This is a genomic window from Paenibacillus sp. J22R67, from assembly GCF_059692175.1.
Genome location: NZ_JCAUAX010000017.1, coordinates 24,015 through 49,955 on the forward strand (window position 1 = coordinate 24,015; position 25,941 = coordinate 49,955).

Sequence of the window (25,941 nt, forward strand, 5' to 3'; positions counted from 1 at the left end):
TTATAAGAGGAGGATCCCTGTGAGACCATTATTGCACCAGACACCCTATAAAGCACTGGGTTTGGTGTTTGGCATTGTTCTTTTGCTAGTATCGTTTGTACTAAGCGTTGTGCTCGGTTCATCGCATACGAGCCTTACATCAGTTATACAGTCGTTGACTCATTACGATGTAAATTCGAACGAACAAGTGATCATTCGAACGACCCGGATTCCCAGGGCACTATTCGCTACACTGGTTGGAGGAAATTTAGCTGTTGCAGGTGCGCTCATGCAGGCACTGACACGGAATCCGTTAGCGTCCCCGAGTATATTCGGCATTAATGCAGGCGCCGTTTCTTGTGTCGTTATCGCGATTACATTCCTCCCGCTTACATCAATTGACCAATTGATTTGGGTAGCTTTTGCTGGCGCAGGTATTGCTGCTTTCGCCGTATATTTCCTCGGTTCTCTAGGGAGAGAGGGACTGACGCCGATCAAAATTGTATTGGCCGGTTCAGCAATGACGGCTTTGTTCAGCTCTTTTACCCAAGGAATGTTAGTCGTCCGCGAGGCAACTCTACAGAATGTTATGTTTTGGTTAGCCGGATCGGTGGCAGGCAAGAACTTGGATACGTTGGTTCCGGTGCTCCCCTATATGCTAGTTGCCGCCGTTACAGCGCTGATAATGGCACATCCCGTTAACATCCTTGCTTCGGGGGATGATGTTGCCAGGGGGCTCGGACAGAAGCTTGGATTAGTTAAAGTGACTACTGCCATAATCGTGATTCTATTAGCGGGAAGCTCGGTGGCTGTCGCCGGTTCGATTGGTTTCGTTGGCCTCGTCATTCCGCATATTGTCAGGTTTATTGTCGGCATTGATTATCGTTGGGTGATTCCTTATTGTGCTGTCTTGGGGGCTGTTCTCCTACTTCTGGCCGATCTTGTAGCACGGTTCGTCATCATGCCAGGAGAGGTGCCGCTCGGTATTATGACGGCTTTGATCGGTGTGCCGTTTTTTGTCTATACGGCTAGAAAAGGACTGCGCTCGAAAGGAGCGACATCATGAGGCAATTAATCGTTTATCGAAGCAAAACCGGCAGATTTTCCTTTCTTTTACACCAGAGAACACTACTAGTTATTTCTGGTCTTACCCTGCTGACCATCGTGCTGTTCTTAATTAGTACGGGCCTTGGCAGTACGTTCATTTCACCGCAGGATGTGTTGAAAACGATCTTCGGAAAAAGCACCCCGCAGCATGAACTGGTAATCGGAACGTTAAGGCTTCCACGGATTATCGTGGCCATCCTCGTAGGTGCTTCGCTAGGTGTTGCAGGATCGATACTGCAAGGGATGATCCGTAATCCACTTGCCTCACCCGATATTATTGGCGTAACCGGAGGAGGGACACTTGCGGCCGTTGCGTTCATTACTTATTTTGCAGGTACTGTGAGCATTCATTGGATGCCTGTAGCTGCTTTTGTAGGGGCAGCCATAGTGTCTCTTATCATTTATTTATTGGCATGGCATAAAGGTGTTACACCAACGAGGCTTGTCCTGATCGGGATTGGGATTTCGGCAGCAACGAGTTCATTAACGATGTTAATGATCGTGCTCAGCCCTATGAATTCAGCGACCAAAGCTTATACATGGCTGACTGGGAGCGTCTACGGCGCTTCTTGGGACAACGTGTACACTTTGCTGCCTTGGGTCATTGTGTTCATTCCAATGGCGCTCTATTTTGCCAGACATATTAACTTGCAGGAGATGGGGGATGATCTGGCTGCAGGGTTGGGAGCCAGGGTACAGCTTCATCGTTTCTTCTTGCTGTTCATCAGCGTGGCACTGGCGGGTTCGGCCGTGGCGGTTGCGGGCGCGATTGGCTTCGTAGGATTAATTTCTCCGCATATTGCGAAAAAGCTGGTCGCTCCCTCTTATGGAGGGTTGATCCCCGTCTCAGCGCTGATAGGCAGCCTCTTGATGTTGATCTCCGATACGGTGGCAAGAACGGCTTTTCCCCCGCTGGATATTCCGGCAGGTGTGTTTACGGCAGCCATTGGCGCTCCTTTTTTTATCTTTCTGCTGTATCGGAATCGGAATCGATGAGGATAGGGGTTCACCGTTAAGGTGGGCGGAGAGAGTAGAAGGATGGAGATAAACAAGATTAAAGTGAGGGAATGGACGGAGTTGTCCGTCTGTTCTTGGTAGCGTGGAAAGAAATAACGGGAGTTGCTCCCGTTATTTCTTTTTGTTTATGGGCTCGTTAGTGTTTAACTGGAAAAACCTATCAGCACGCAGGCGGCTGCGCTTGAAGGGTGTTGCGGCTGCAATCGATATACATCGGGTAAACGACTTCCTTTTTCTGATCAAGCAGTTGATCGTTCAACACCTCAAAATCCGCAAGCCCCTCAAACACTTCAATAACTTTGACCGGCTTTGCCGTACTTTCTATTTCATTTTGATTTGGATAGGAGAACCTCATCGCTTTGTTCTTCATCAGCACATCTATAAACATGCACAACATGATACCTAAAACGAACACACCCATTATAAGAAATTCCCAATCTCGCATCATGGTTGTCCTCCTATGAATCATTTTTCATAGAATAACGTACTATGGCTAAAATGTCGCTCGAATGGCGGTGTCGTATTCTAGCTTATTTTGAATCCCTTGAGCCGCCAACACTTCCGCATAAAACAAATAGGACTGCCCCTCTGAGAGTCTATATAAATTCAGACTTTGAGGGACAGCCCTGTCTATTCATTTTACAGTTTGAGCACCCGGACTTTCGTCGCCGTTAACAGTTGAAACCTCTGCGGTTGGGTCCAGTTTGGTCTCTTCACGAAGCAGATAGCCGAAAAATAGGATGTAGTAGGACACGATGATGAAGAATACGCCAGCTGTCACTGGATCTTTTGTAAATTGTGTCAAATCAGCTGGATTCAAGCTGCTGGTTGGATTCGGGGAAAGCGCAATGAAAGCCACGCGATAGATAATGCGGCTAAGAAATAGCACGAGGACAGCAACTTCAATCCATAGATGAGTGCGGTAATACCAGCCGTCAGCCCGATGCTCGAATCGGGTGTGGCGAATCGCGGTGAGCCCCAGTCCCACGCCAGCTGCAAGGCCGATCAAGTAGCCGATGAAATGGATGGGATGAATGAAGCCTAGCAGGAAAATGGCGATTCCCAGAATACTGAACAGCGTAAGCCGGAATTTGAGCCGTCCTTTGGCAAGCTTTTGAAAGCCTATGGTGCGTTTGGTTCGGCGATAAATAAAAAAACAAATGATCACGATAGGGATGGCATAATGCGTCCAATCTTGCATGGTTGTTCCTCCAATCGGTCGTAACATTTACTCATTGTAGCAAATTTAGGCAGCTTGTCATGAGAAAATCTTATTCCGTTTACAAAAAACTGTCATACACTTAATAGTAGTGCTATAAACTTACTATTACACACAAAATGTGCCGCAAGGAGTTGACATGCATATGGCTCTAATCACTCACGTTAATGTATGTAATGCAGACGATGAAATTTACTGCTGTCTAAGGAATAAAATTGTTAAGCTAGATGCCAATCAGCAGAAAGATTTCTGTCAGGGTTGTAAAATGTTTGCTGGAAATGCAGACGACTATGGGCGTGGGGTAACTTGCGTATGGGAAGACCTGCGCATCGTCAGCAATCCGCATATCGCCAAAGATCCACTTGAAGAATTCGCGAATAATCAAATTAAAGAAGTGCCGACTGAGGGGCCGGCCCTATTTCTATATACAACTGAATGGTAAAACATATCCTATTTGATTTTGATGGGACACTTGTCGATTCCAGAGCTTTGCTTGTTAAGTTGTACAATGAAATAGCGGGGCAGCATCAATTTCGCAAGATACGCGAACAGGATCTTGCGCTTCTCAGAACGCTTTCGATTGCGGAGCGGGTCGACCGGTTGGGCGTGCCAGCCCTGCAGATTCCTAAGTTAGTTATTGCTGGCAGACAACTGTATCAAGAGAATATACGCACTCTTCACGTGGTGCCGGGAATGAAGGAGGTCATAGCTAGATTATCCTCCAATGGGCTGAAAAGCTCCATTCTCTCCTCCAATTCGGAGGCGAATATTCGGTTGTTTTTAAAAAATAACAAGATGGAAGGCTCCTTCAAGGAAGTGATCTCGGCGAAGCTTCTTTTCGGCAAGCACCATGCCATACGCAAAGTTATGAAGCAGTGGGGCACAACGCCTGCGCGAATGATTTATGTCGGAGATGAATTAAGAGATATCGAGGCTTGCAAAAAGTTGGGCGTGCCGATCGTCGCCGTTACTTGGGGGTATGATGCCCCGCGGCTGCTGCTTAGAGGCCAACCTGATTATTTAGTAAACACCCCAGGGGAGCTGTTGAAAACACTCCTGACTTTAGCTTGATGGAGAGAATGAAGAATAAACGCATAACGCTCCGTGTGTAGCTGCCTAGGCATGACTGAGGCGGCTATTTGCGTTTCTAACTGAGGGGCATGGGTCAGCGGGGAAACGTAAGATTCGCAGTACAGGCCATTCATCATGTAAAATGGTGTTGAGGCAGTATTTTTCAAGTAGGGGGAGTGTTATGTTATTTTATATCGTCTTTTTTGTGGTTACGGCCATTGATCAAATTTCTAAGGTTTGGATTCGTTCTATGTTGAAGGTGGGAGAATCCATGCCATTCTATAAAGACATTATTTCGTTTACGCATTATCAAAATACGGGAGCAGCAGGCAGTTCGCTGCAGGGTTGGGCGCGTTATCTCGGCATTTTTGCTGTCATTATTGTCATAGCTATCTTATATTACAGGAAGAAAGGACGACTGCAAGGCGTTCTATTGCAGTGCGGAGCAGCGTTGTTTGCCGGCGGAGCGATAGGCAATGCGATTGAACGGTTGTTATTCGGGAAAGTGACGGATTTCATCGTCTTCCGTTCGGGGAATGGTATCATGAATCTAGCGGATTTGGCGATTAATTTGGGTGTCATATGTTTTGTGTTGGATATGTTTTTCTCACTACGGCGAAGAGGTTTCCGAAAAGAAAAAACTGTTTTATAAATTGGGTCTAATATACTATGTTATATAGATCGTAAGGACTATTTGTGGTATCCTATTCTACGACAGTATGGATGCTGTTGATGTTAGTCTGGGAGATGGTCGTATGAGTATGGAGAGACAAGCTTTGATCGATGATTTTTTTGCCATGATCCGTAAATTGAATAAAACAGGCGCTGACATTATCCATGTGAGGGATTTCTTCTGGAAATCTTCTGGAATGCGCGGTTTTGTTACTCCGACGGTTGAATTTATGACGGTGCTCAAAACGTATAATGTTGTGTTATTTCATGAATTCCGTAAATCACTTGTTCCTAACACAAGTATGCATATATTAGCGAATGTTCATATGGAAGCAGGAGAGGCTCTGATTAGTCTAGGCATTACAAGCTTAGAGCAGTTGGAGTTGGCGGTAAAAGGTAAAATATCTAAACCAGCAGAAGAGTAGAAAACCAAGCAAAGACGAAAGTCTCTGCTTGGTTTCTTGTGTGTATATGCTATGCTAATCTTCCTTATTCTGCTGAAGTGCGGCAAGCAGCTTGTCAGCGAGCGAGTTCCCGATTCCCGTTTGATCGGAATATTTCTCGATGAGTTGACGACTGGCCTTCGCCGAGGCACGACGTCCGCCGCCGCCGGAGGCCTCATTATCAATTTTCTCCACCACGTTGCAGGGACGACATTGGAAGTACTTGCCGGATTTCCCTGTGTGGATCTCCATTTTTTTATGACATTGAGGACAACGGTGATTGGTCAGCTGGCCGTCCGCCTCACGCTTGTAAGAGCATTCTCGGCTGGAGCAAACGAGATAACGCCCGCGTTTGCCTTTAACTTCCTGAAGAAATTCCCCGCAGTCCGGGCACTTGCTTCCCGTTAAGTTATGCGGTTTATAGGCCGCGTCGCTTTTCTTAACCTCATTAACTAATTCCACAGCTTTTGTCCGAATTCCGCTTAGAAATTGTTCCATACTTCCTTTGCCCTTGGCAATACGTTCGAGCTCGAGTTCCCAGCGCGCCGTCAGTTCAGGAGAACGCAGCTCTTCGGAAGCAAGCTCAATGAGCTGCTTGCCCTTGCCTGTCGGAATGAGCTGAGAGCCTTGACGCTCGATGGTGTCGGAAGACACCAGCTTCTCAATAATATCCGCGCGAGTTGCCGGCGTGCCGAGACCCCATTTCTCCATCTGCGATAGCAAAGAAGCTTCATTATACCTGCCAGGCGGTTTGGTATGGCGATTCAGTTGATGAGCCTGTTTAACCGTAACGGTGTCCTTCTCTTTGGCCTGCGGCAGCAGCTGAGACATATCGTCATCCGTGTCTAATTCTTCCCGGTCCGGATCAGAGAAATCGTTCGTGCCGTAAACTTCTTTCCATCCGGCTTGCTTGACTACTTTACCTGAGGCATACAGCTTCTCACCGGCAATTTCGACGGTCAGCTTCGTTTCATCGTAGCGGCAAGGGCCATAGAATAAGGAGATGAATCTGCGTACAATCAGGTCGTAGAGCCGACGCTCGTCAGCGCTTAGGGTTGCAAGCGAGATCGCTTCGCCGGTCGGGATAATCGCATGGTGGTCGGATACCTTGCTATCGTCGATGATGCGCTTCGTGATCGTTAAAGGCTTACGCAGTAATGAAGCCGCGAGCGGTGCATAGGGACCAATCGCTGCGCCTTTCAGTCTGCCTGAAAGCGTCGGAGCCATATCCGAAGTCAGATAACGTGAATCCGTCCGAGGATAGGTAACGATTTTGTATTGTTCATACAATCTTTGCAATACGTTCGATGTCTGTTTGGCCGAAAAGCCGAACTTGCGGTTGGCATCGCGCTGAAGCTCGGTCAAATCATAAGCAAGCGGATGAGGAATCTGCTTCTCGGTTTGTTGAACCTGAGCGATGCGGCCGCTTTGGCCCTGCAGCTTCGCCTTCAACGCATCCGCGCGCTCCTTATCGAATATGCGCGAGTCGCCTGTTTTGGGGTCTCGCCACGCCGCGCGGAAAGAGCCCAGATCGGCTTCGATCAGCCAATAGTCGACAGACCGGAAATCCCGGATTTCCGTCTCGCGGCTTATCATCATCGCCAGCGTGGGCGTCTGCACTCGCCCAGCGGACAAGGACGCGCCGAACTTGCTGGTCAGCGCGCGCGTCACATTCAGGCCGATCAGCCAATCGGCCTCGGAACGGCAGACGGCTGCCTGATAGAGCCGGTTATAGTCTGTGCCAGGCCTCAGCTGCGCGAAGCCTTCACGAATCGCCTGATCCGTCTGCGACGAGATCCAAAGCCGTTTGAACGGCTTCTTCCAGCGGATCAGTTCCATAATCCAACGGGCGACGAGTTCCCCTTCGCGCCCGGCGTCCGTTGCTATCACCAGCTCGGCGAGATCGCCGCGCCGGCTCAGCTGTTCGATGCCGCGAAACTGATGCGACGTTTCTTTCATGACCTTGAGCTTCATGCGCTCAGGGAGGATTGGCAAATCCTCCAGGTTCCAGGTTTTGTACTTGGGGTCGTAATCGTCAGGCTCGGCGAGGGTAACAAGATGGCCGAGCGCCCAAGTAACGACATATTTGGGGCCTTCATAATGGTGTTTTTGCTTCTGATTGCAGCCGAGGACACGGGCAATTTCTTTGGCGACGCTTGGTTTTTCTGTTAGCACAAGAATTTTCATTGGAATAATGACCTCTTTTCTTATTACAAATTAGCATAAGCGAAAGAAGTTTTCTTTTCAAATGTGTTCGAATATGGGAGAATATCCCTGATGAATAATGTCGAACGATCATGTATTCTGCCTGTTTTTGTCCTAATTACAAGGTATAATAAGCCTATGAGATAAGAAAGGAGCTGAGACCAGAATGGGACGCAAATTTGCTTATTTCTCCAGTCAATCGATAAAAATGAGGTTTCAAATGTGGATTGGCGTCGCTATCCTGGCTTTGGCATTTTCCATTATTGTCCCCTTTTATTGGATAGAGAAGAAGAATCGAATAGATGAAGCGGAAGATCAGCTCAAACAGATGATCACACTGCAAAGTTTATATATTGAGAAATGGAATCAGGAAAAACTGGATGCCGTCGAGCGATTTGCCCTTTCTGATTATGCCAAATTTCATCAGATCGGAGAATTGAAACAGGAATTCCATAACTATACACGCCTTAACTCGGAGTTTGATACACTGAATTTCGTCGAGCCGAACGGGATCGTCTACACAGGCAATGACTCTGCTATCTATGTAGGGGACCGGCCGTTTTTTAAGAATGCGATTGAAAGTAGGAGTTATATTTCGGGGGTCGATATCTCGCGAGAGACAGGTAAACCGATCATTACCTTTTCAGCACCGGTGATTGGCGATTTGAATGATTTTAAAGGCGTAGTGATGGGTGTTGTGACTCTGGATATGCTGAATAAGCTCATGAAACAGCTGCGTTTTGGTGAGACAGGAGAGGTTTATGTCTTAGATGTGAAAGGCCAAATCGTGGCTGCCTCAGATAACTTGAGTAGGAACGAGGCGAACTTTAATAGCTCTAAAACTTCCGAAATCATTGAGAAAGCGAAAAGCGGCAAAACGTCGAGCAATGTCTATACGGGATTTAACGGTAAAAAGGTCTTCGGTCAGTACCAGTGGTCGACGGGGAAGAATTGGATTGTCGTAGGTGAAATCACACAAAAAGAGGTTTTTCAGAAATTAAATCAGCTAAGTATGACGATTATTATTATTTCCCTCATCGCATTAATTCTTAGCATCTTTGCAGCCCTCACGATAGCTTCCCGCATTGAGCGACCTATTCGCTATTTGCTCCGAGCCACCCAACACATTCGTAAAGGAACCTACCATTACCAGATTGATGCAGATGAGATCAAGAACGCTCCAATTGAACTCAGATCGTTGGTTAACACATTTAATTTGATGTCTGACAAGCTTAATACGACCATTACGCTGCTAGAGAAGTCTGCGTTAGTCGATCAGCTGACCGATATTCCTAATCGACGATATGTGATGTCAGAAGGGAATGAAGAATTGAAGGCATGTATCGCAGCGGGCTATACATGCTCGGTTATGATGATGGATATCGATCATTTTAAAAAAGTGAACGATACCTACGGGCACTTGGTGGGCGACCGTGTTCTTCAACAGGTAGCTTCTTTGCTGAAACAGTTGGCAAGCAGCTATACCATCGTGGCGCGTTATGGTGGTGAGGAATTTATTCTAGTATGCCTCCGTCAAAGTGCGCATGACAGTGCTCTTCTGGCCGAGCAGATTCGGCAATGTATTGAATCGAAGCCATACTCCGATGAGCAGGTGACGGTACAGTTAACAACGAGTATCGGTGTTGCTGAATTTTCGCCCAAGCTGGAGTTTGGCACAATGGTACTTGAAGATATGATTTCCAGAGCGGATCATGCGCTTTATCGCGCAAAATCGGCGGGGCGAAATCGGGTGGAGCTAGATCGATGAGCATTCATGGGTCTGGCTTTTTTCGGTTTGGAGTTGAGCAGGTTTAACATACAATTTAGTAGTCAGAATATTGAAGGATTAGTGTATAATAGTCAAGGGGTTAAAGAATTACCAACATTTGGGGGGTTATCCATGCAAAACGCAAGTGCAAGACCAATGGGAATTGGAAGATTGTTAGACCGCAGTTTCCAATTATATCGCAAACACTTCGTAGTATTAACGTTCATCATGCTAATTTTATACGGTCCTTATTATCTACTGCAGCATTTGCTGACTTTCCAAGAAACAGCGGCAACATCGGGGTCTTTTATTGAGCAAATTCGAAATGGCGGTTCGCTGCAGGATATGTTTGGACCGAACTCTTCGTTCCTACAAAATGATCCTACTTTACACGGTGAGGGCTACATTGGGAAAATACTCATTCTGGTGCTGGTGTTGACACCGATTCTGATTTTAGGCCTTATGCCAGCTTCTATCGCATCCGTTGTTCATCTAGTGAAGGCGAGTTTTTATGGCGAAGAGACACCAGGATTAGGGCAATTATTAAAAAAATCATTTTCTCGTTTTTGGCCGATGGCAGGTAGTACGTTCTTATTCGGACTTATTATGTTCGGCTTTTACTTCGGAATGGCCATTATTGCTATTATCTTTGTATTCATTTTTGCAGTTGGCGGAAGCTTCTCAAGCAGTGTAGGCGGGTTTGGTGGCGGTGCGGTAGCTTTTGGCATTGTGTTTTTTGTCATTATTGGACTGGGAGCGCTGTTCACGTTTGCTTATTTTATGATTCGTTGGAGTTACTACTTACCTTATGTAGCTCTGGGAGAAGAATCGATTGGCATTGGCCGCAGTTGGGGCTTAACGCGTAAAAGCTTTTGGCGTTTATTTGGGATGTACATTGTGCTTACTCTCATATTGTATTTGTTTCTAGCCGTCGTTCAGCTTGTTATTGCCGCTACTTTGGGGTTAGGACTTGGGGCGCAGCTGCTGCAAAGCTTGATTTCTATACTGGTTATGTCGCTGTGGTTCCTGCCGTATGCGGTTAGTTTCTTTGACCTGAGGGTGCGCAACGAGGGATTGGGCTTACAGTCTTTGATCGATAGTACGATCCCAGATGCTTCAGCAGACTATCTACCTATTGATCTGGATAAAAAGAATGAGTTATAGTTTCGTAATTTCTTTACAGGACGACAAAGAGCAATTGCTGCAAATATTGAAACAGGATGAATACACAGCCTATGAAGCCAAAAAGAATGGCTCACTGTGGTCATGGCTGGAGCCAGTTTTTCGAAAAGTACGGAGCTGGCTGCCTCATTTTGAGGTATCTGATTCGGTTACAGACTGGTTAACTGTAGGAGTAGCTATACTGTTGTTGGGTATTGCAGCTTTTGCAATTTACTGGTTCCTGAAACAAATCATATGGCAAAAGCGGGTCCGTTCGGAAACGTTTTTGCCGCAAGGTGAAGCAAGCAGATCGTACCGCTATTACTGGCAGCAAGCATCGGAGCTTAAGGGAATAGGTGATTGGAGAGAGGGAGTGCGCTCCGTCTTTCTGTCGCTTCTGTTTTATATGGAAGATGCGCGCTTGATCAGTGTGGAAAAATGGAAAACAAACTGGGAATATACGGAGGAGCTGACGGGTACGGCTTCATCACTAGTTCCTTTGTTCCAGGAGAGTTCGCTGCTTTTTGAACGAATTTGGTACGGAAAAGAAGCCGTAACTGAGCAGCAGTTCACATGGTTGTATGAACAGGTAGCTAGAGTTATCGCCAGGAAGGAGGAAACCGCGGATGACGAAAGGGCTGAATAAGCAACATGTCGGACTAGCCCTTAGCATCGTGCTGTTTCTTGCACTAGGGTACTGGCTCGTGAAGCCAAAGCTGCCGGACTTACCAGCGAATCTTTCCTTTTCTGCAGATGTAGATGGTACCAAAGCTTGGAAAGAGCTGCTTGGCACTAAGCAGTCCGCCGTTAAGGAATGGCGGCTGGATTGGAAGCATTTGCCTAGCGGTACCTCGATGCTGTTGGTCGCTGTACAGCCGTCCGCTGTGACGAAGTCCGATCGGGAGTATCTGTTGAAATGGGTACAGGCGGGGAATGATGCGATTATTTTGGATCGTGATCCTCAGGGCTGGGCGTCTTGGGGGACGGTTCAGGTGGATGAGGCGAAGGATAGACGGGATATGCTGGATAAAGAGGATAGACAGGATAGAACGGACAAACAGGATGCAACTGCCTCAACGATTCGCGTTTCGGCGGGTTATGCGTCAGCGGAGGGGATGCTGACAGGCAAAGTTGATACCACTTATCGGATTCAGCCTGGAGGCAGTGGGCTGGCGCTGTTCGAAGATGAGCGCGGCGTGCTCGCCAGCCGCGTACAGGAAGGGGCGGGCAGCATCACGATGGTGCTAACCCCGACGTGGTTGCAGAATGGGACGATTGATGAGGCGTCCCATTTCGAATTAATCTGGCCGCTGTTCGCGAAGTCCTGGGACGCCGTGTGGGTCGACGAGACCCATCACGGCTACGGGACGAAGCCAGGACTGCTGGCCGTGTATCCCGCGTGGCTCGTGCTGGCAAGCGCGCAGCTTGGTCTTGCGCTGCTGCTGTGGCTCTGGCTGCGCGGCAAGCGCTTCGGCCCCGTCCACACGCCGCGGGCGTGGACGGTCCGTCGCGGCGACGAAGGCGTGCACGCCGTCGCCGCTTGGTACGAGCGCCTCGGCTACAGGCGCGAGGCGCTGGCGCAGCAGCAGCTGTTCCTGCGGCAGCTGCTGCAATCGCGCTGGGGGCTTAGCCCCAGCGCTAGTGCTTTGCAGGCCGCGGAAGCTGCGCGCGGCCGGATGTCTGAGGCGCAAGCGGAGCAGCTTGTGCGCCTGCTGGCGGAGCCGCCGGCAGAGAGCGGCGGCGTGAGCACGACAGCGTTCGTGCAGCGAACGCGGGAGATGGGCGAAATGATCGCCTACTTGGAGAAGGAGTGAGCGCAATGAATGAACTGATACAAGCTATGGAGCAGCGCGTGTTCGGCCAAAAGCTGAACACCAGACTGCTTGTAACCGCCTTATTAGCAGGAGGGCACGTCCTCCTTGAGGGAGTGCCAGGTCTCGGGAAAACGAAGATGGCACGCACCCTCGCGGAATTATCCGGCGGGGAATACCGCCGTATTCAATTTACACCGGATTTGATGCCTGCAGATATTACAGGCAGTGTTATCTATCAAATGCAGGACCATTCGTTTACGACGATTCAAGGTCCGATCTTCACGAATGTGCTGCTGGCCGACGAAATTAACCGATCTGGGCCGAAGACGCAGGCAGCGCTGCTCGAAGCGATGGAGGAGCGGCAGGTGACGATTCAAGGGAATACATACAAGCTGCCTAGTCCTTTCCTCGTCGTTGCTACTCAAAATCCCGTCGAGTACGAAGGCACTTACCCGCTGCCGGAAGCGCAGCTTGACCGGTTCATGTTTAAGCTGGTGCTCGATTACCCCGGTGAAGATGCTGAGATCGCCATTCTTCGTGGACATGTGCCATTTCACCAGCATCTAAAGGAGCCGCTACAAGCTTTAATGAGCCCTGAGCGGGTAATTGAACTGCAGCGGAAGCTGACTGACGTCGTGGTGGAGAATTCCTTATACACTTACATCGCAACGCTTATTCGCAAAACCCGCGAGTCAAAAAAAATCCAACTGGGAGCTAGTCCCCGAGCAGGAATCGCCGTGCTGATGGCAAGTAAAGCTTGGGCTCTATTGGATGGACGGACCTATGTCACCCCTGATGATATTAAGCTTGTCGCGCGGCCTGCGCTGCGGCACAGACTGCTGCTGACACCGCAAGCGGAACTGGAGGGCGGAACGAGTGACCAAATCATTCAAGAAACGCTCGGCTCTATTCCGGTTCCTAGATAAAACCTTCTTCCAAGATTTCATATTGCCCACGCGAAGACTCATTGGTTTGGTGCTTATTGGCGCAGCCGGCATGCTGATTGCAGCATTTTTTGGTGCGGTTATGCCTGTTTTTTGGAGCTTCAATGCGCTGTTACTAGTACTAAGCGCGATTGATCTCCTTTTGCTTCCCAATCGCAGCAGCTGGAAAATACGCCGAAATCTCCCTGAACAGGCGGATGTGAGGAGCACTTTTGAGGTGAGTTTAGAGCTTGAGAGTTTGGGCGTGGACTTGGAGCGATCTGCTGTGCATGTCGAGCTTAAGGATCACTTGCCCTATACCTTTCAACTGGAAAGCAGCCAATTAAGCGGTATTTTTCAAGGGACATCAGCTGCTTTCAGCTATACAACGACGGCTGTTGAAAGAGGTCGGTATGCTTTTGAAAATGTGTATCTGCGCTATTTCGGAGGCATGGGGCTTTGGAAGAAGCAGGTGCTTCTGAGTTCTCAAAACACCATTGAGATTTATCCGGATTTGTCACAAGTGCGGGGTGTGCTTAACGCTGTTCAGGACGTTTTAATCCTTGAAGGCCATCGTGTCTTTAAAAAACAGCGCAGCGGCTCCGAATTCCACTATATTCGTGACTACGTGCAGGGCGATGACATCCGGCTTATCAATTGGAAAGCGTCGGCGCGGACGACGAAGCTAATGACGAACCTTTTTCAACCGGAAAAAGGGAAGATTGTTACCATCGTGCTGGATTGTGGAAGGCAAATGGCGATTGAGCTGGAAGGGCAAGTGAAGCTGGATCGGACCTTAGAAGCTGCATTGACTTTGGCTGCTGTAGCGCTCAAGCAAGGGGATCAAGTAGCGTTAATTGCCTACTCTAACAAGGTCAAAGTGTATGTGCCGGCAGGAAAAGGACTGCCTCATCTGCAAGCATTAACAAGGGCTGTGTTTGATTTGAACACGGATTTTGTTGAATCCAGTACACAGATCGCCTTCGCACATGTGCTGCGTTTTCTGAAAAAGCGCTCGCTTGTCGCCCTATTTTCCGATATGGATAGCTATCTATACAATCAGGAAATGCTGCCGTATGTGCAGCGGCTCCGCAGAAGTCACCAGGTACTGCTCCTATCGTTGCAGGACCCGCTGATTCATGAGTGGGCTCGTGTTCGCGCTGAGGATAGCCGGCGGGCTTATAAGATGAGCATGGCTCACAAGTTTACGACGGATCGATATGGCTATGTAAACGAAATGGCCGGCAGAGGCATTCCTGTGATGGATGTCCCCGCAGACCAGCTTACACTTAGCGCTGTTAATGCCTATTTGGATTTGAAAGCTCGTGATCGTTTATAGTGTTAACGGTTGTATGCTGTTCGCGCGTTTGCGAATGCCGTAAAGCAAGTATAACGTGAGAAGCAGCAGAGTAACGCCGGCAATGATGTATTTTATTTCAAGAGGCAACGTGGAAGGTGTAATGTATCCTTCAATAAGTCCTGCGATGATGAATAACGGAATTGTACCGATCAAGAGCTGGGCGGATTCCTTGGCCGACTCCAGAAAACGCAGCTTGCGCGGATAAGGTCCTGGTACGAAGAAGCGATAGCCCATGTATAAACCGGCTCCGCCTGCTATGAAAATAGCGGTAAGCTCAATAATACCGTGCGGCAAAATGTACGCCCAGAATACATAACTTTTACCAGATTGCATGTAAACAGCGGCTAAGGCACCAACGAGAAGGCCGTTGCTGATCATCAGATAGACGGTCCCGATGCCAAGCGTGATCCCGCTGATGAAGGCGAGGACGGCGACTCGGATATTGTTCGTCATGATAGCCGTTGAGATTAGCGGTGAATGCAGGTCGCCTCTTGGATCTGCTGTTTTGGAGGGATCGATGTTTTCAGCCATACCACCTGGCATAATGAAGGCCAGATTGAGCGGATCATGCCAGACCGATAGGAAACCGAGCAAGCCTCCTAGCAGAAAAAGGACAAAAGCAAAGCCGACGAAAAGGCTTCTTGCCTGGATCAGTGAAGGGAAGTAGTGGAGGAAAAACGCCTTCATCTGGGTGCTGCTTGTATGGCTGTCTTTATACATGGTATTGTGCGCTTGTGAGACTAGATGATTCAGATAGACGGTAGTTTCATCTGCAGGCGAATGGGTTTGAAGCGTGGCTAAATGCGCTGATGCCGTCTTGTAAAGCTCAGTAAATCTGTTCACATGACTGGCCTGCAGGCCGCGTTTTCTCTTACTTAGCTGAAGCAGCAGCTGCTCTAGCTCCGTCCATTGGGATTTGTGTTCTCGAATAAAACGCGAGATGTCCATAAAAGCCTCCTAAGCGATTAACAAGCTCTAGCGAAACCTATATGGTTAGTGTAGGCTGAGGTTTGCCGTAATCTGTTTATTTTATCATAGGAAAGTCTTGAATTACCATAATTATGCAACATTAAGGAGATGTTATGAACGAGTCTCTGGATAAAGAAGTGACGGTCATCACCCCTGAGCAGGTGCAATTGCAATTTCAAACTGCCGGAATTGGCAGCAGGGCGGTAGCGCATTTGTTGGATAGCCTTATTTTGTTAATCGTAAATGTCTTGTTGTTCGTGTTCGTTATTTTGGTGACCAGGTTATATGCTGGCAGTTGGCTGCCTGATCTTGCAGATTATCTATTGGCTATTACTATCGTCTTATGGATTATATTGAATCTGGGTTATTTCGTCTGTTCGGAAGCTTTTATGGGCGGTCAAACACTGGGGAAACGAAGATTAGGGATGCGCGTCATCCAAAACAATGGCCAGTCGGCTACACTTTTATCCATTATCATTCGCAATCTGTTTCGTTTGCTGGATATGCTGCCTGCTTTCTATTTTGTAGGAATCCTCAGCATGTTCTTAAGCTCGAAGGATAAGCGGGTCGGCGATATGGTAGCTGGAACCATGGTTGTGATTGAAGCGCGATTTGAACGGGTAAAACGGCGAAAACAGCTTGAAAAAGCGATTGCTCGCAAGAACTATCCAGAAATTGCGTTGCACATAGAGGAGACTCTAAGGCACGGCATTACGGCTAAGGATTGGCAGCTGCTGCTGGCTTGGGTTGAGAGAGTACCGACCATGCCTGATGCGAAATTAGCAGAGGTGGGAGCTCCTATTGCGCACTATTTTGCGATGAAATTAGATCAAGATTCTGCGATTACTTATGATGTTTCTGCATTCTTGGTCAAGCTCTATGAGACTCTGCGCGAGGACTGGGAAGTGTGAGGATGTGTGAGGAAGGGCAGGATGGTGGGCAAGGTAGGACACGGCACGGCACTGAACGGCGAGGTATGGTACGGTACGGATGGCACGGTAAGGTAAAGTAAGGTAAAGTAAGACATGGCACGAACGGAACATTGCACGTGGCACATGGCACATGGTATCGAATTGTTGATAGGTTATCCATGCGAATTGGAGGAGAGGCGGTATGGGAACGACGGCCATAGTAGGGGGCGGTACAGGATTGGTAGGCCGGGAATTGATCAAGCTGCTGCAGGAGGACTCTAGGTACGATAAAATCATTGCGCTTGTTCGCAGAGACATCCAAGTCCGTCATCTTCGGGGTAGCGAGAAGTTGGTCCAAGTGAAAACAGACTACAGCCAATTAGATGCCGATGCTGATCTGGGCCCTGCGGTTATGGCTGTTATGGCCGGTGCTCACGTGTTTTGCACATTGGGGACAACGATTAAGAAAGCTGGCTCCCAAGAGCAATTTCGCAAAGTAGACTTCGAATACCCGATGAAACTGGGTGAGATCGCTGACAAGGGGAAGGCCAGTGTCTTTGCTATTGTGACAGCTATGGGAGCGAATGGTGCTTCTTCGATATTTTATAATCGGGTAAAAGGCGATGTTGAACAGGGGCTGCGGGCGCTGAACCTTCGCTCACTCTATATGCTTCGTCCCTCTCTGATCCTAGGGGACCGGGATGAGGTCCGAGTGGGTGAGCAGCTGGGAAGCATTGTTTCACGAGTGATTTCTCCGCTTATGATTGGCGGGCTTCGGACTTATCGCCCCATTCACGCGAGCAAGATTGCTGCTGGATTAATAGCTTGCGCCCAAGTAGGCGAGGCAGGCTCTCATGTGATATTGTCCGATCGGATTGCTGAGCTGGCCGACAAGTAGAGGACTGGTTTCGTTGAAGATTAGGAGGGGGTTCCGGTTAAGATTCCGACCGTGGATATCGACGAGCCAACTCCTTCCTGATATGATGAAAGACGTTACAAATAAACGTGCCAAAATTGTTTTGGGGAAAGTAGGTTTTATACGATGATCGATCATATTGTGCTTGTAAAATTCGGAGAAACAACGACGCAGGAGCAGCTTCAAGAAGTCGTCGACCGCTTTAAGGCGCTTCGCCCTCATCTGACGGGAATCGTCGATATTCAAGCTGGCATTAACTTCTCAGAGAAAAATAAAGGATACCAAGTGGTTCTGTCGGTTCGTTTCGAGGATCGCGCAGCGCTTGAAGCATATGGTCCAAATCCGGAGCATCAAGCGGTTGCGGCATATATTCGCGAGGTAGGCCGTGAGGATAGTTTGATTGTTGATATTGAGATTTAAGAGAGCGATCCTCCGACAGGAAGTGGGTAACTAATTTACCTCTTAACTGGAAAAATTCCCGTTAATCGTCCCTTTGAATCGTGGATTCAACGAATAACTGGAAATAGTACCTCTAAAACAGTCATTATCTTAGGAATCCTGCTCACAGTGGCTGATTAGCGGGAGAAATTCCCGTTATATGGCTAAGCAGCGCTGATTTGCTGTAAATTAGCAGGATTAATTCCATCTAATATTAACGATGTTAAAACCGCAAAAAGGGGTTATCTCAAAAGATCAGGAATGATCTAGGGGATAGCCCTTTTTTGGCTGTATGAAGGCTAGCGAAGGGAACTATAATCCTCTATTCTCAGGATTACAGGTGTATGGGCTAGTTAGGGGGAACTATGATCCTCTATTTTGTCCAATTTAACGCAAATGCAGGCTTTTTGAGTCAAATAGGACCCTGTAGTTCAGCAATTCTGTGATATCCGGCCATTCCGGCAGAATAACGCCCTGTAGTTCCCTAAAACACAAAAAAAGTGATGGGGAGTCAACGTTTTTTGTAGCAGCCTTGTCCCTTCTCCCCAGCCCCCCAGCACCATACAACTAGTAGCCAGACAGCTCTCGCTCAGCACCATTCAACTAGTACCCAGCCAGCTCTCGCCCAGCACCATACAACTAGTAGCCAGTCAGCTCTGTCCCAGCAACATCCCCACAGTAACCAGACTACTCCTCCCCAGCACACAGAAAAGGGGCAAGCCAATCTCGTCTTTTCACCCCTTACCCGTCCGCTCCTTCCGGTACACCGAAGGAGCACTGCCGCTCCATTTGTGAAACTGCTTGGAGAAATAAAGCGCATCGTTGAAGCCAACAGACGAGGCCACCTGGTCGATGGTCATGGCTGTTTCCAAAAGCTGCTTGGCGCGTTCCATGCGGATTTTGAAAAGGTACTGCATGGGGGCTAGGCCCGTGGCTTGTTTGAACATTTTGCACAAGTACGTTCGGTGATAGCCCAGTGTCCGGGCGAGCTGCTCGATGGAGACGACTTGAGTGTACTGCAGCTCCAGATAGCGGACCGCCTGACTGACTTGCCGCTGGATCTCCGTCTCGGTGGCAGGCTTGGCCTTCGCCTGATGAGCGCCTGCCCGGCCAAGCTCGCGAAGCAGCAGCCGAAGCCAGCCTGCGGCTTCCATATCCTCAAGCGCCGGGTACATCGACTGCTGAAAGCTGGAGCGGATCCGGCGGTAGTAGTGACGCATAGAGCGGGGGACGCTCCCCGTGATGACGGCATTTTGCGGAGAAGCGCCGATCTGAGAGAGCATCATGCCTGCTGCATATCCCGTGAAAGCGATCCATGAATAATGCCAAGGATTCTCGGCATCCGCTGTATACCGAAACAACTCCCCAGGGTAGATGATGAAGGTATCGCCAGCTGTGCAGTGGTAGGTACGGTTGTGCATCTCAAAAGTGCCGTTACCTGAGTGCACGGTGTGAACCAGATAGTAATCGTGGACACCAGGCCCTGTATTGTGCAGGGCAATGGGCTTTCCTTCCCCGCTAAAAAGCACAGAAAGTTCGCTGTTGCTCTCATGCGGATTAATGCTGACGGTAAAATAGGTGTGCTCCGTACTCATATAAACCTCGGAATTTTTTATTCTAAGCGTACCTCAATAAACTACAAATGTCCATATTGGAGTTCGTTCAATCCATATGCTTCCAGAGCTTCCTGCGCTATAGTGAAGATAGGAAAACGACAACATATTGGAGGGTATCCACACATGTCCAAAATTACTTTTCTAGGTGCTGGAAGTACTGTTTTTGCTAAAAACGTGCTTGGAGATTGCTTGATGACTCCCGCGCTGCAAGGCTTTGAAATCGCTCTCTTTGATATTGATCATGAACGTCTGCAGGATTCAGCCAACATGCTGAATAATATCAAAAAAACAAGCGGCAGCACGTCTGTCATTAATGTGTATAAGGACCGCAAGGAAGCTTTGAAGGGTGCCAAGTACGTCGTAAATGCCATTCAAGTAGGTGGCTATGATCCATGTACGATTACGGATTTTGAAATTCCAAAAAAATATGGCTTGAGACAAACGATTGCAGATACAGTTGGGATTGGCGGCATTTTTAGAAATCTGCGGACGATTCCTGTTATGCTTGATTTTGCAGCTGATATTCGCGAGGTATGCCCGGATGCTCTGTTCCTAAATTACACGAATCCAATGGCTGTATTAACAAATGTTATGAACACGTATGGCGGTGTTCGCACCGTTGGTCTATGCCACAGTGTACAGGCCTGTATTCCTGAACTGTTCAAGAGCCTTGGCATGGAGAAGGAAGGCGTCAAAGCCAAAATTGCCGGCATTAACCATATGGCTTGGCTGCTTGAGGTAACGAAGGATGGCGTCGATCTGTACCCAGAAATCAAGAAACGGGCGATCGAGAAGCAGAAAGAAAAGCATAAGGATATGGTCCGTTTTGAAATGATGCTGAAATTCGGTCATTACATAACGGAATCCTCCGAGCACAACGCGGAATATCATCCGTATTTCATCAAACGGAATTATCCAGAGCTGGTTGATCGCTTCAATATTCCGCTTGACGAGTATCCGCGTCGCTGTATCGAACAGATCAGCCGGTGGAAGAAAATGCGCGAGGATCTCGTGAACGATGCGAACTTGACACACGCGCGTTCCCATGAGTATGCTTCCTACATTTTCGAAGCGATTGAGACGGATGTTCCGTTCAAAATCGGCGGCAATGTGATGAATACCGGCTTAATTACGAATTTACCGCGCGAAGCGTGCGTGGAAGTACCTTGTTTGGTTGACCGTAACGGGGTTACACCAACGTATGTTGGGGATCTGCCGCCACAGCTTGCGGCGCTTAACCGCACGAACATCAATACGCAGCTATTGACGATTGAAGCGGCTATTACACGTAAACGTGATCATATTTATCACGCAGCGATGCTTGATCCGCATACGTCAGCTGAGCTTTCGATGGATGACATTGTCGCGATGTGCGACGAGTTAATTGAAGCGCATGGCAGCTGGCTGCCTGAGTTCTCCTAAAGAGCATATCAATAAAAAAAGAAGGCCATGGCGTATGTCTGACATACACATGACCTTCTTTTTCTTGTTTCAGCCGCCAAACGCGTCGCGAAAAGCATTATTTAGAACCGCCAACTCAACCTTCCATATGGGAGCAAGTTCAGGTCCTACGTTAATGTCGAACCAGTCCGAAAGCGCCTTGCGGTTAGAGCCGTTTTCCACGATGAAGGGCAGATTGAGCATAACCTTCTTCACATATAGCTCCTCGGCCTCTTTAATTTGCTCCGGGGACAGCCATATTTTCAACCGTTTAATGGTCCGGTATAGCTCCTTGCTGCAAGCTCTCCGAATGCTCCGCGCATTGGGGAATTGCTGTTTATGTTTTTCACCTTGTTTGTTATTGATCATGACTGTATCCACACTCCTCTATGCTATTTGTATGCATGGAGTGGGGGTAGAGCCACTCGGGACATGAGGCTAAGGAGCCCAAGTTGAGTGGCACAGCTTTAATTAGCGCGGCAATGTTTTGGCGTGCCTTTTATCAGCACTTGTCCCCTGGTAAGTCATCAGTGCTGGAAGCAGCATACCGCGAACGAGAAAGGTATCAATGAAGATTCCGGCTGCCATGGCGAAGCCAAACAGTTTCAATTCTTGCAGAGGCTGCGTCATCAGCACGCAGAAGGTGGCGGCAAGGACGAGGCCAGCAGAGGAGATGACTCCGCCAGTCAAAGCAACGCCGCGCTGTACAGCCTCCCGCCACATATAGTGTTGGGCTTCTTCTTTGATCCTTGAAACCAGCACAATATTATAATCGACCCCTAGTGCGATGAGAAACACGAAGGTGTACACTGGCAGGCGGTAGCTGAATGCCTCATACCCAAATCCGTAATGGAAGACGCCCCAAACGAGGCCCATTGTTGCCGTGTAGGAGAGCAGCATGGTCGCCATCATCATGATGGCCAAACGGAATGAGCGCGCCTGCCAGACGAGCATCAATGTAATGAATACAATAATCATCGAAAACAGGACGAGTGTATCACGTTTGTTCATCGTGCGGACATCCAATTGATCAGCGGTTTGGCCCGCGTAGTGCAGGGAAAACTCGGCAGGCTCGAAGCCGCTGTTCCGAAGCAAAACTTCGTTATCCTTGCGCAGCTCGGCAATTAAATTCAAGGCCTCCGTGTCGTAGGGGTTTTGATTAAGCGTCATCTGCAGTCTAAGGGTACGGTGATCCTGAGACAAAAGGTCATTGGCACCAAGGCGTCCCGAGGCTAACAAATCTAAATGGATCTCAGGCGTAATACGGCTGATTCCGTCTTTCTTTTGGATAGCTTGAACCAGGTTTCCAACTTTATCAATCATAGAGTTATCCACAACGATCTCGTTTTTTGATTGTAAAAGAAGGGTCACCGGGGCTAATTGGCCCTGCGGAAAGCGCTCCTGCAAGAGCTCAAAGCCTTGCCGCGACGAAAGATCGGCTGGAAAGGACTTCATGAGGTTAAAGGAATAGTTCATGCCTAGAGCAGAGAGGGAAGAACTGATTAACGTTATTAACAATACGCCTGCAGTGAAAGCTGGCCTTTTGACAACAAAAGCGCTCACTTTTGCCCAAAAGCCATTGGTCCTCTCTTCATTTTGCGTCAGCTGCTTATGTGGAATCGAAGGCCAGAAGGCTTTGCGGCCAACGAGAGCAAAAAGAGCAGGAATTAATGTTAACCCACCTAAAAGAATGATGATCATGGCAACGGAAAATACAGGAGCGAAAGAATGATAGGGTTTGAAAATAGCTGCGAACAGCGTGAGCATAGCAATGAAAACCGTACCGCCGCTGAACAGAATCGGCTCAGCCACTTTCGCAAAAGCGGCAGACATCGCCTCGTGCTTGCCGTCCATACGCTTTAGCTCCGATCGGTAGCGGGCAACAATGAACAGACAATAATCGGTTAGCACAGCGAACAGCAGAATCATCATGATGGAAAGCGACTGTTTTTCGACGAAGAACCAGCCCATTTTACCCGCCAACCCTAGGATTCGGTCGACCACTTGATAGACCATACCGGCGATGACCAGGGGTAACAAAGCTAGCAGGGGAGAGCGGTAGATAAGGATGAGAATGAGCAAAATCAAAGCAACCGTAGCCAGCATGAGGACGACATCGGCTTTTTTGAAAAGCATAATCGTATCGGAGGCAATACCTGCCGGTCCTGTGATTTCGAGCCTCATCGATCCCAGTCCAAGTTGTTCGGCGGTATGCCGGATTTGCTCAAGAGTGTCATAGATTTGCCCGGATTCCAGATTCTTTGAAAGCGAAACCGTGAAGAGAAACGTCGTGTGATCTTCAGAAAAAAAACGATCTTGTTGAGACGGAGGCAGCTGATGGAAGGGGACAGCTTGCGTGACGAACGGAGGTCTCTGATCGGAAGCGAGCCATTCGCTTAATTGCGAGATGCGCTCACGTTCTGTTTCCGTAATGGCGTTCTGTCCATGGAACACAAGCAATGCGGATAAGCCGTCTTGAGATGGGTAGGCTTCATGCAGCAATTGTGCAGCTATTGCTGAGGGTGTGTCGTTGTGGATGCTGCCTTCTCCGCCACTCTTAGCAGCTTCCTTCGAAGACGGGGCAATTGCGCTTAATAAAATAATGGCGGCAAGCCAGCAGACCAGGACGATTTTGGCGCCTTTGGGGCTGCTGACGTACCGAGCTAGATGCGATAAGAAATGATTCATCGTGTTTATATCTCCTCTCCTTATTCTCATAACGAATTGTAGGAGAGGAATATGAACGGAGGGTGAATGTTTGTTTACATTCTTGGAAGATGCACTTTGAATGTCGTGCCTTTCCCTAAATCGCTCTGCACGTCAATACGCCCATGGTGGAGCTCAATAATTTTCTGCGCAATGGAAAGTCCGAGGCCGCTGCCGGAACGAGCGCGGTTTCTTGCTTTATCCGCTTTATAGAAGCGGTCAAAAATATGTGATAACTCGTCTGCCGGAATCCCGATGCCAGTATCTCTGATTTCAACGAGAATGTCCTTCTCCAGCAGCTGAATTCCGATATGCAGCGTATCGTCAGACTGAGAAAACTTGATGCTGTTGGTGATGATATTTTGCCAAACCTGATGAAGCAGCTGGGCATCCGCGGAAATCGTTACTTCCGGCAGATCAAGCTCGATCGCAATCTCCTTCTCCGTCCACTGCCACTCCGCGATGATCAGGATCTGACGGATCTGCTCGTCCAGCCGATACACGCTCCGCTTGATGACATGGCTTTCTTTGTCTAACGAGGCTAGTGTCAGGAGCTGCTTACTGAGGGAGGATAGACGCTTGCTTTCCTCTAAAATGACATGCAAATACCTTTCCTTCTCTTCCTCGGAGACGTCCTTGTCCAGAATCGATTGTGCAAAGCCTTGAATGGACGTCAGTGGTGATTGAATCTCATGGGAAACGTTGCCGACGAACTCTTGCCGCATGTCATCCAACTGCTTGAGCGATTGCGCCATGTAAGTAAAGTCTCTGGCCAGCTCCCCGATCTCATCTTGCCGGGATACATCCATAGTCATATCGAAATTGCCCCCAACGATCCGTTTCGTCGCTTCCCGCAGTTTCTTGACCGGTTTCACAATGTACTGTGAGAAAATGACGATAAGGAGGATGCTGAATAGAAAGGTGAGTCCTAGCAGGAAGGCCATGAGGACGCGAACGCCGCCGATCTGCTGCTCCATATTAGGACGCACGAATAAGGCGTAAGGCTTCCCTTGAACCTGAATAGGGACCCCGATGCTGTTTCGTAAACTATTTTCAAAAAAGCCGGTCACCATAAGGAAATGTCGCTCCACGAGAATACCTCGATACGTTTCTCCAGCTAACACTTTGCGGATTTGGCCGGGATCGAGCTCGGTATGCCGGAATGGGGTCCCGTAGAATGTGCCTTCCAGCCGATCATTAACGGCATAAAGCTGAAAGCCCATCCCTGCGATATGCGTGAAATAGGTGGCTGGATCTAGCCCAGGCACTTGTTCATATAACGAGCGGATCTCGCTTGTCATGCGCCAAATTTGCTCCTCATTTTCGTCCCGCAGTTTGGCCGAATAATAGCTGTTGGATAGCAGGAGGGCAAGTATGCTGCTGATCATTGCGATTACGATGAAGGTCATGACGATTCGGAAATATAGCGTTTTCACCCTCCGATGACCTCAAGCTTGTAGCCTAAACCCCTAACAGTTGTAAGGATGAAATCGTCTGTCATGTCCTGAAATCGCTCCCTTAATCGCTTGATATGCACATCTACGGTCCGGCTGTCGCCTTCATAGTCGCTTCCCCAGAGCAGTTGTATCAGCTGTTCCCGTGTGAAAATACGTCCAGGATGGCTCGCTAATTGTGCAAGCAGCTGAAACTCCTTCAGCGGAAGAAGCAGCGTTCGCCCTCGTGAAATGACTTCATAGCTTTTGCGATTAATGATGGTTTGACCCAGAATAATTTTCTCGGAGGAGACTAACTGGTAACGGCGCAATAAGGCGCGAACGCGAAACAATAACTCCTTTGGCTCGAATGGTTTTACCATGTAGTCATCGGTTCCGGACGCAAAGCCTCGCTCTTTATCTTCAATTTCTCCTCTGGCGGTCAAAAGCAGCACGGGAATATCATAATGCTCGCGAATTTCAGCGCATAATGCCAGACCATCCCGATTGGGCATCATGACATCGACAACAGCCAAGTGAATTTGCTGGGCAACCATCAACTCCGACGCTTGTTCCCCATCAGCAGCTTCGAATACCGCATAGCCTTCCTTAGAAAAAACGAAACGAAGCAATTCTCTTATGTGCGCATCATCATCGGCAACCAGAATATTGGTTTTTATGCTAACACCTACTTTACGATTATCAGTGAACTTGGCAACAGTGTAAACGAAAAGAAACCTTAATGCCACTTCTGTCTGTTTAACGCTAATATA

At 48.5% G+C, this 25,941-nt stretch carries 25 protein-coding genes; 16 read left to right on the top strand and 9 right to left on the bottom strand.

The genetic code is table 11. The features are described from left to right. The first annotated feature begins 19 nt into the window (after nucleotides 1–19). Both AC58VC_RS34920 and AC58VC_RS34925 read left to right on the top strand, forming a co-directional pair. Nucleotides 20–1,045, top strand: coding sequence for a FecCD family ABC transporter permease (locus AC58VC_RS34920; protein WP_497376076.1), 1,026 nt, complete (start codon nucleotides 20–22; stop codon nucleotides 1,043–1,045). After that, nucleotides 1,042–2,082, top strand: a complete 1,041-nt coding sequence (locus AC58VC_RS34925; protein ID WP_497376078.1) for a FecCD family ABC transporter permease — start codon at nucleotides 1,042–1,044, stop codon at nucleotides 2,080–2,082. Before AC58VC_RS34920 ends, AC58VC_RS34925 begins: the two co-directional genes overlap by 4 nt. A 181-nt stretch (nucleotides 2,083–2,263) precedes the next feature. On the opposite strand, the gene AC58VC_RS34930 is transcribed toward AC58VC_RS34925, so the two are convergent. Beyond that, complete coding sequence (locus AC58VC_RS34930; RefSeq protein ID WP_497376080.1) at nucleotides 2,264–2,551, bottom strand: hypothetical protein; 288 nt, start codon at nucleotides 2,549–2,551, stop codon at nucleotides 2,264–2,266. A 186-nt stretch (nucleotides 2,552–2,737) separates the two neighbouring features. Then, nucleotides 2,738–3,304, bottom strand: a complete 567-nt coding sequence (locus tag AC58VC_RS34935) for a CcdC protein domain-containing protein (protein ID WP_497376082.1) — start codon at nucleotides 3,302–3,304, stop codon at nucleotides 2,738–2,740. A gap of 163 nt (nucleotides 3,305–3,467) precedes the next feature. Between AC58VC_RS34935 and AC58VC_RS34940 the strand changes: the two genes are divergently transcribed. The 4 genes from AC58VC_RS34940 to AC58VC_RS34955 all read left to right on the top strand — a co-directional run bounded on the left by AC58VC_RS34940 (nucleotide 3,468) and on the right by AC58VC_RS34955 (nucleotide 5,490). Then, a complete protein-coding gene (locus AC58VC_RS34940; protein ID WP_497376084.1) occupies nucleotides 3,468–3,764 on the top strand; it encodes a hypothetical protein in 297 nt (98 codons plus the stop codon). Beyond that, nucleotides 3,758–4,393 carry an HAD hydrolase-like protein gene (locus AC58VC_RS34945; protein ID WP_497376086.1) on the top strand — a complete coding sequence of 212 codons (636 nt, stop codon included), beginning with the start codon at nucleotides 3,758–3,760 and terminating at the stop codon, nucleotides 4,391–4,393. The genes AC58VC_RS34940 and AC58VC_RS34945 overlap by 7 nt, the downstream gene beginning before the upstream one ends. A gap of 181 nt (nucleotides 4,394–4,574) precedes the next feature. Next, nucleotides 4,575–5,045 (top strand): signal peptidase II, encoded by a 471-nt coding sequence (gene lspA / locus AC58VC_RS34950; RefSeq protein WP_497376088.1) that lies wholly within the window; start codon nucleotides 4,575–4,577, stop codon nucleotides 5,043–5,045. A gap of 103 nt (nucleotides 5,046–5,148) precedes the next feature. Further along, nucleotides 5,149–5,490, top strand: coding sequence for a hypothetical protein (locus AC58VC_RS34955; protein ID WP_497376090.1), 342 nt, complete (start codon nucleotides 5,149–5,151; stop codon nucleotides 5,488–5,490). 54 nt (nucleotides 5,491–5,544) lie between these two features. Here AC58VC_RS34955 and AC58VC_RS34960 read toward each other — a convergent pair whose 3' ends face one another. Further along, nucleotides 5,545–7,695 (bottom strand): DNA topoisomerase III, encoded by a 2,151-nt coding sequence (locus AC58VC_RS34960; protein WP_497376092.1) that lies wholly within the window; start codon nucleotides 7,693–7,695, stop codon nucleotides 5,545–5,547. A 184-nt stretch (nucleotides 7,696–7,879) separates the two neighbouring features. Between AC58VC_RS34960 and AC58VC_RS34965 the strand changes: the two genes are divergently transcribed. The 6 genes from AC58VC_RS34965 (at nucleotide 7,880) to AC58VC_RS34990 (ending at nucleotide 14,718) form a co-directional block, all read left to right on the top strand. After that, complete coding sequence (locus AC58VC_RS34965; protein ID WP_497376094.1) at nucleotides 7,880–9,481, top strand: sensor domain-containing diguanylate cyclase; 1,602 nt, start codon at nucleotides 7,880–7,882, stop codon at nucleotides 9,479–9,481. Nucleotides 9,482–9,613: 132 nt separating this feature from the next. Further along, a complete protein-coding gene (locus AC58VC_RS34970; RefSeq protein WP_497376096.1) occupies nucleotides 9,614–10,645 on the top strand; it encodes a hypothetical protein in 1,032 nt (343 codons plus the stop codon). Beyond that, a complete protein-coding gene (locus AC58VC_RS34975) occupies nucleotides 10,635–11,288 on the top strand; it encodes a DUF4129 domain-containing protein (RefSeq protein ID WP_497376098.1) in 654 nt (217 codons plus the stop codon). Before AC58VC_RS34970 ends, AC58VC_RS34975 begins: the two co-directional genes overlap by 11 nt. Then, nucleotides 11,269–12,456: a DUF4350 domain-containing protein gene (locus AC58VC_RS34980; protein WP_497376100.1), complete on the top strand. Its 1,188-nt coding sequence runs from the start codon at nucleotides 11,269–11,271 to the stop codon at nucleotides 12,454–12,456. Before AC58VC_RS34975 ends, AC58VC_RS34980 begins: the two co-directional genes overlap by 20 nt. 5 nt (nucleotides 12,457–12,461) lie before the next feature. Further along, nucleotides 12,462–13,382: an AAA family ATPase gene (locus AC58VC_RS34985; RefSeq protein ID WP_497376102.1), complete on the top strand. Its 921-nt coding sequence runs from the start codon at nucleotides 12,462–12,464 to the stop codon at nucleotides 13,380–13,382. Further along, on the top strand, nucleotides 13,333–14,718 hold the full coding sequence (locus AC58VC_RS34990; RefSeq protein WP_497376104.1) for a DUF58 domain-containing protein: 1,386 nt from the start codon (nucleotides 13,333–13,335) through the stop codon (nucleotides 14,716–14,718). Before AC58VC_RS34985 ends, AC58VC_RS34990 begins: the two co-directional genes overlap by 50 nt. Here AC58VC_RS34990 and AC58VC_RS34995 read toward each other — a convergent pair. Next, on the bottom strand, nucleotides 14,713–15,687 hold the full coding sequence (locus AC58VC_RS34995) for a stage II sporulation protein M (RefSeq protein WP_497376106.1): 975 nt from the start codon (nucleotides 15,685–15,687) through the stop codon (nucleotides 14,713–14,715). The genes AC58VC_RS34990 and AC58VC_RS34995 overlap by 6 nt on opposite strands. A 134-nt stretch (nucleotides 15,688–15,821) precedes the next feature. Here AC58VC_RS34995 and AC58VC_RS35000 point away from each other — a divergent pair, with 134 nt between their 5' ends. From AC58VC_RS35000 to AC58VC_RS35010, 3 genes are all read left to right on the top strand, one after another. Then, entirely contained in the window at nucleotides 15,822–16,619 is a 798-nt protein-coding gene (locus AC58VC_RS35000; RefSeq protein WP_497376108.1) for an RDD family protein, read from the top strand. 202 nt (nucleotides 16,620–16,821) lie between these two features. Next, nucleotides 16,822–17,517, top strand: coding sequence for an NAD(P)H-binding protein (locus AC58VC_RS35005; protein ID WP_497376110.1), 696 nt, complete (start codon nucleotides 16,822–16,824; stop codon nucleotides 17,515–17,517). Nucleotides 17,518–17,661: 144 nt separating this feature from the next. Then, nucleotides 17,662–17,955 carry a Dabb family protein gene (locus AC58VC_RS35010; protein WP_145667347.1) on the top strand — a complete coding sequence of 98 codons (294 nt, stop codon included), beginning with the start codon at nucleotides 17,662–17,664 and terminating at the stop codon, nucleotides 17,953–17,955. Nucleotides 17,956–18,707: 752 nt separating this feature from the next. Here AC58VC_RS35010 and AC58VC_RS35015 read toward each other — a convergent pair. Further along, a complete protein-coding gene (locus AC58VC_RS35015) occupies nucleotides 18,708–19,568 on the bottom strand; it encodes an AraC family transcriptional regulator (RefSeq protein ID WP_497376112.1) in 861 nt (286 codons plus the stop codon). A gap of 144 nt (nucleotides 19,569–19,712) precedes the next feature. Here AC58VC_RS35015 and AC58VC_RS35020 point away from each other — a divergent pair, with 144 nt between their 5' ends. Then, nucleotides 19,713–21,011 (top strand): alpha-glucosidase/alpha-galactosidase, encoded by a 1,299-nt coding sequence (locus tag AC58VC_RS35020; protein ID WP_497376114.1) that lies wholly within the window; start codon nucleotides 19,713–19,715, stop codon nucleotides 21,009–21,011. Between the two features lie 69 nt (nucleotides 21,012–21,080). Here the strand turns inward: AC58VC_RS35020 and AC58VC_RS35025 are convergent, their stop codons facing one another. From AC58VC_RS35025 to AC58VC_RS35040, 4 genes are all read right to left on the bottom strand, one after another. Next, nucleotides 21,081–21,398 carry a dehydrogenase gene (locus AC58VC_RS35025; protein ID WP_497376116.1) on the bottom strand — a complete coding sequence of 106 codons (318 nt, stop codon included), beginning with the start codon at nucleotides 21,396–21,398 and terminating at the stop codon, nucleotides 21,081–21,083. Between the two features lie 102 nt (nucleotides 21,399–21,500). Beyond that, nucleotides 21,501–23,717, bottom strand: a complete 2,217-nt coding sequence (locus AC58VC_RS35030; protein ID WP_497376118.1) for an MMPL family transporter — start codon at nucleotides 23,715–23,717, stop codon at nucleotides 21,501–21,503. A 74-nt stretch (nucleotides 23,718–23,791) separates the two neighbouring features. Further along, nucleotides 23,792–25,171, bottom strand: coding sequence for a sensor histidine kinase (locus AC58VC_RS35035; RefSeq protein WP_497376120.1), 1,380 nt, complete (start codon nucleotides 25,169–25,171; stop codon nucleotides 23,792–23,794). After that, nucleotides 25,168–25,848, bottom strand: coding sequence for a response regulator transcription factor (locus AC58VC_RS35040; RefSeq protein WP_497376204.1), 681 nt, complete (start codon nucleotides 25,846–25,848; stop codon nucleotides 25,168–25,170). The genes AC58VC_RS35035 and AC58VC_RS35040 overlap by 4 nt, the downstream gene beginning before the upstream one ends. Nucleotides 25,849–25,941: the final 93 nt, after the last annotated feature.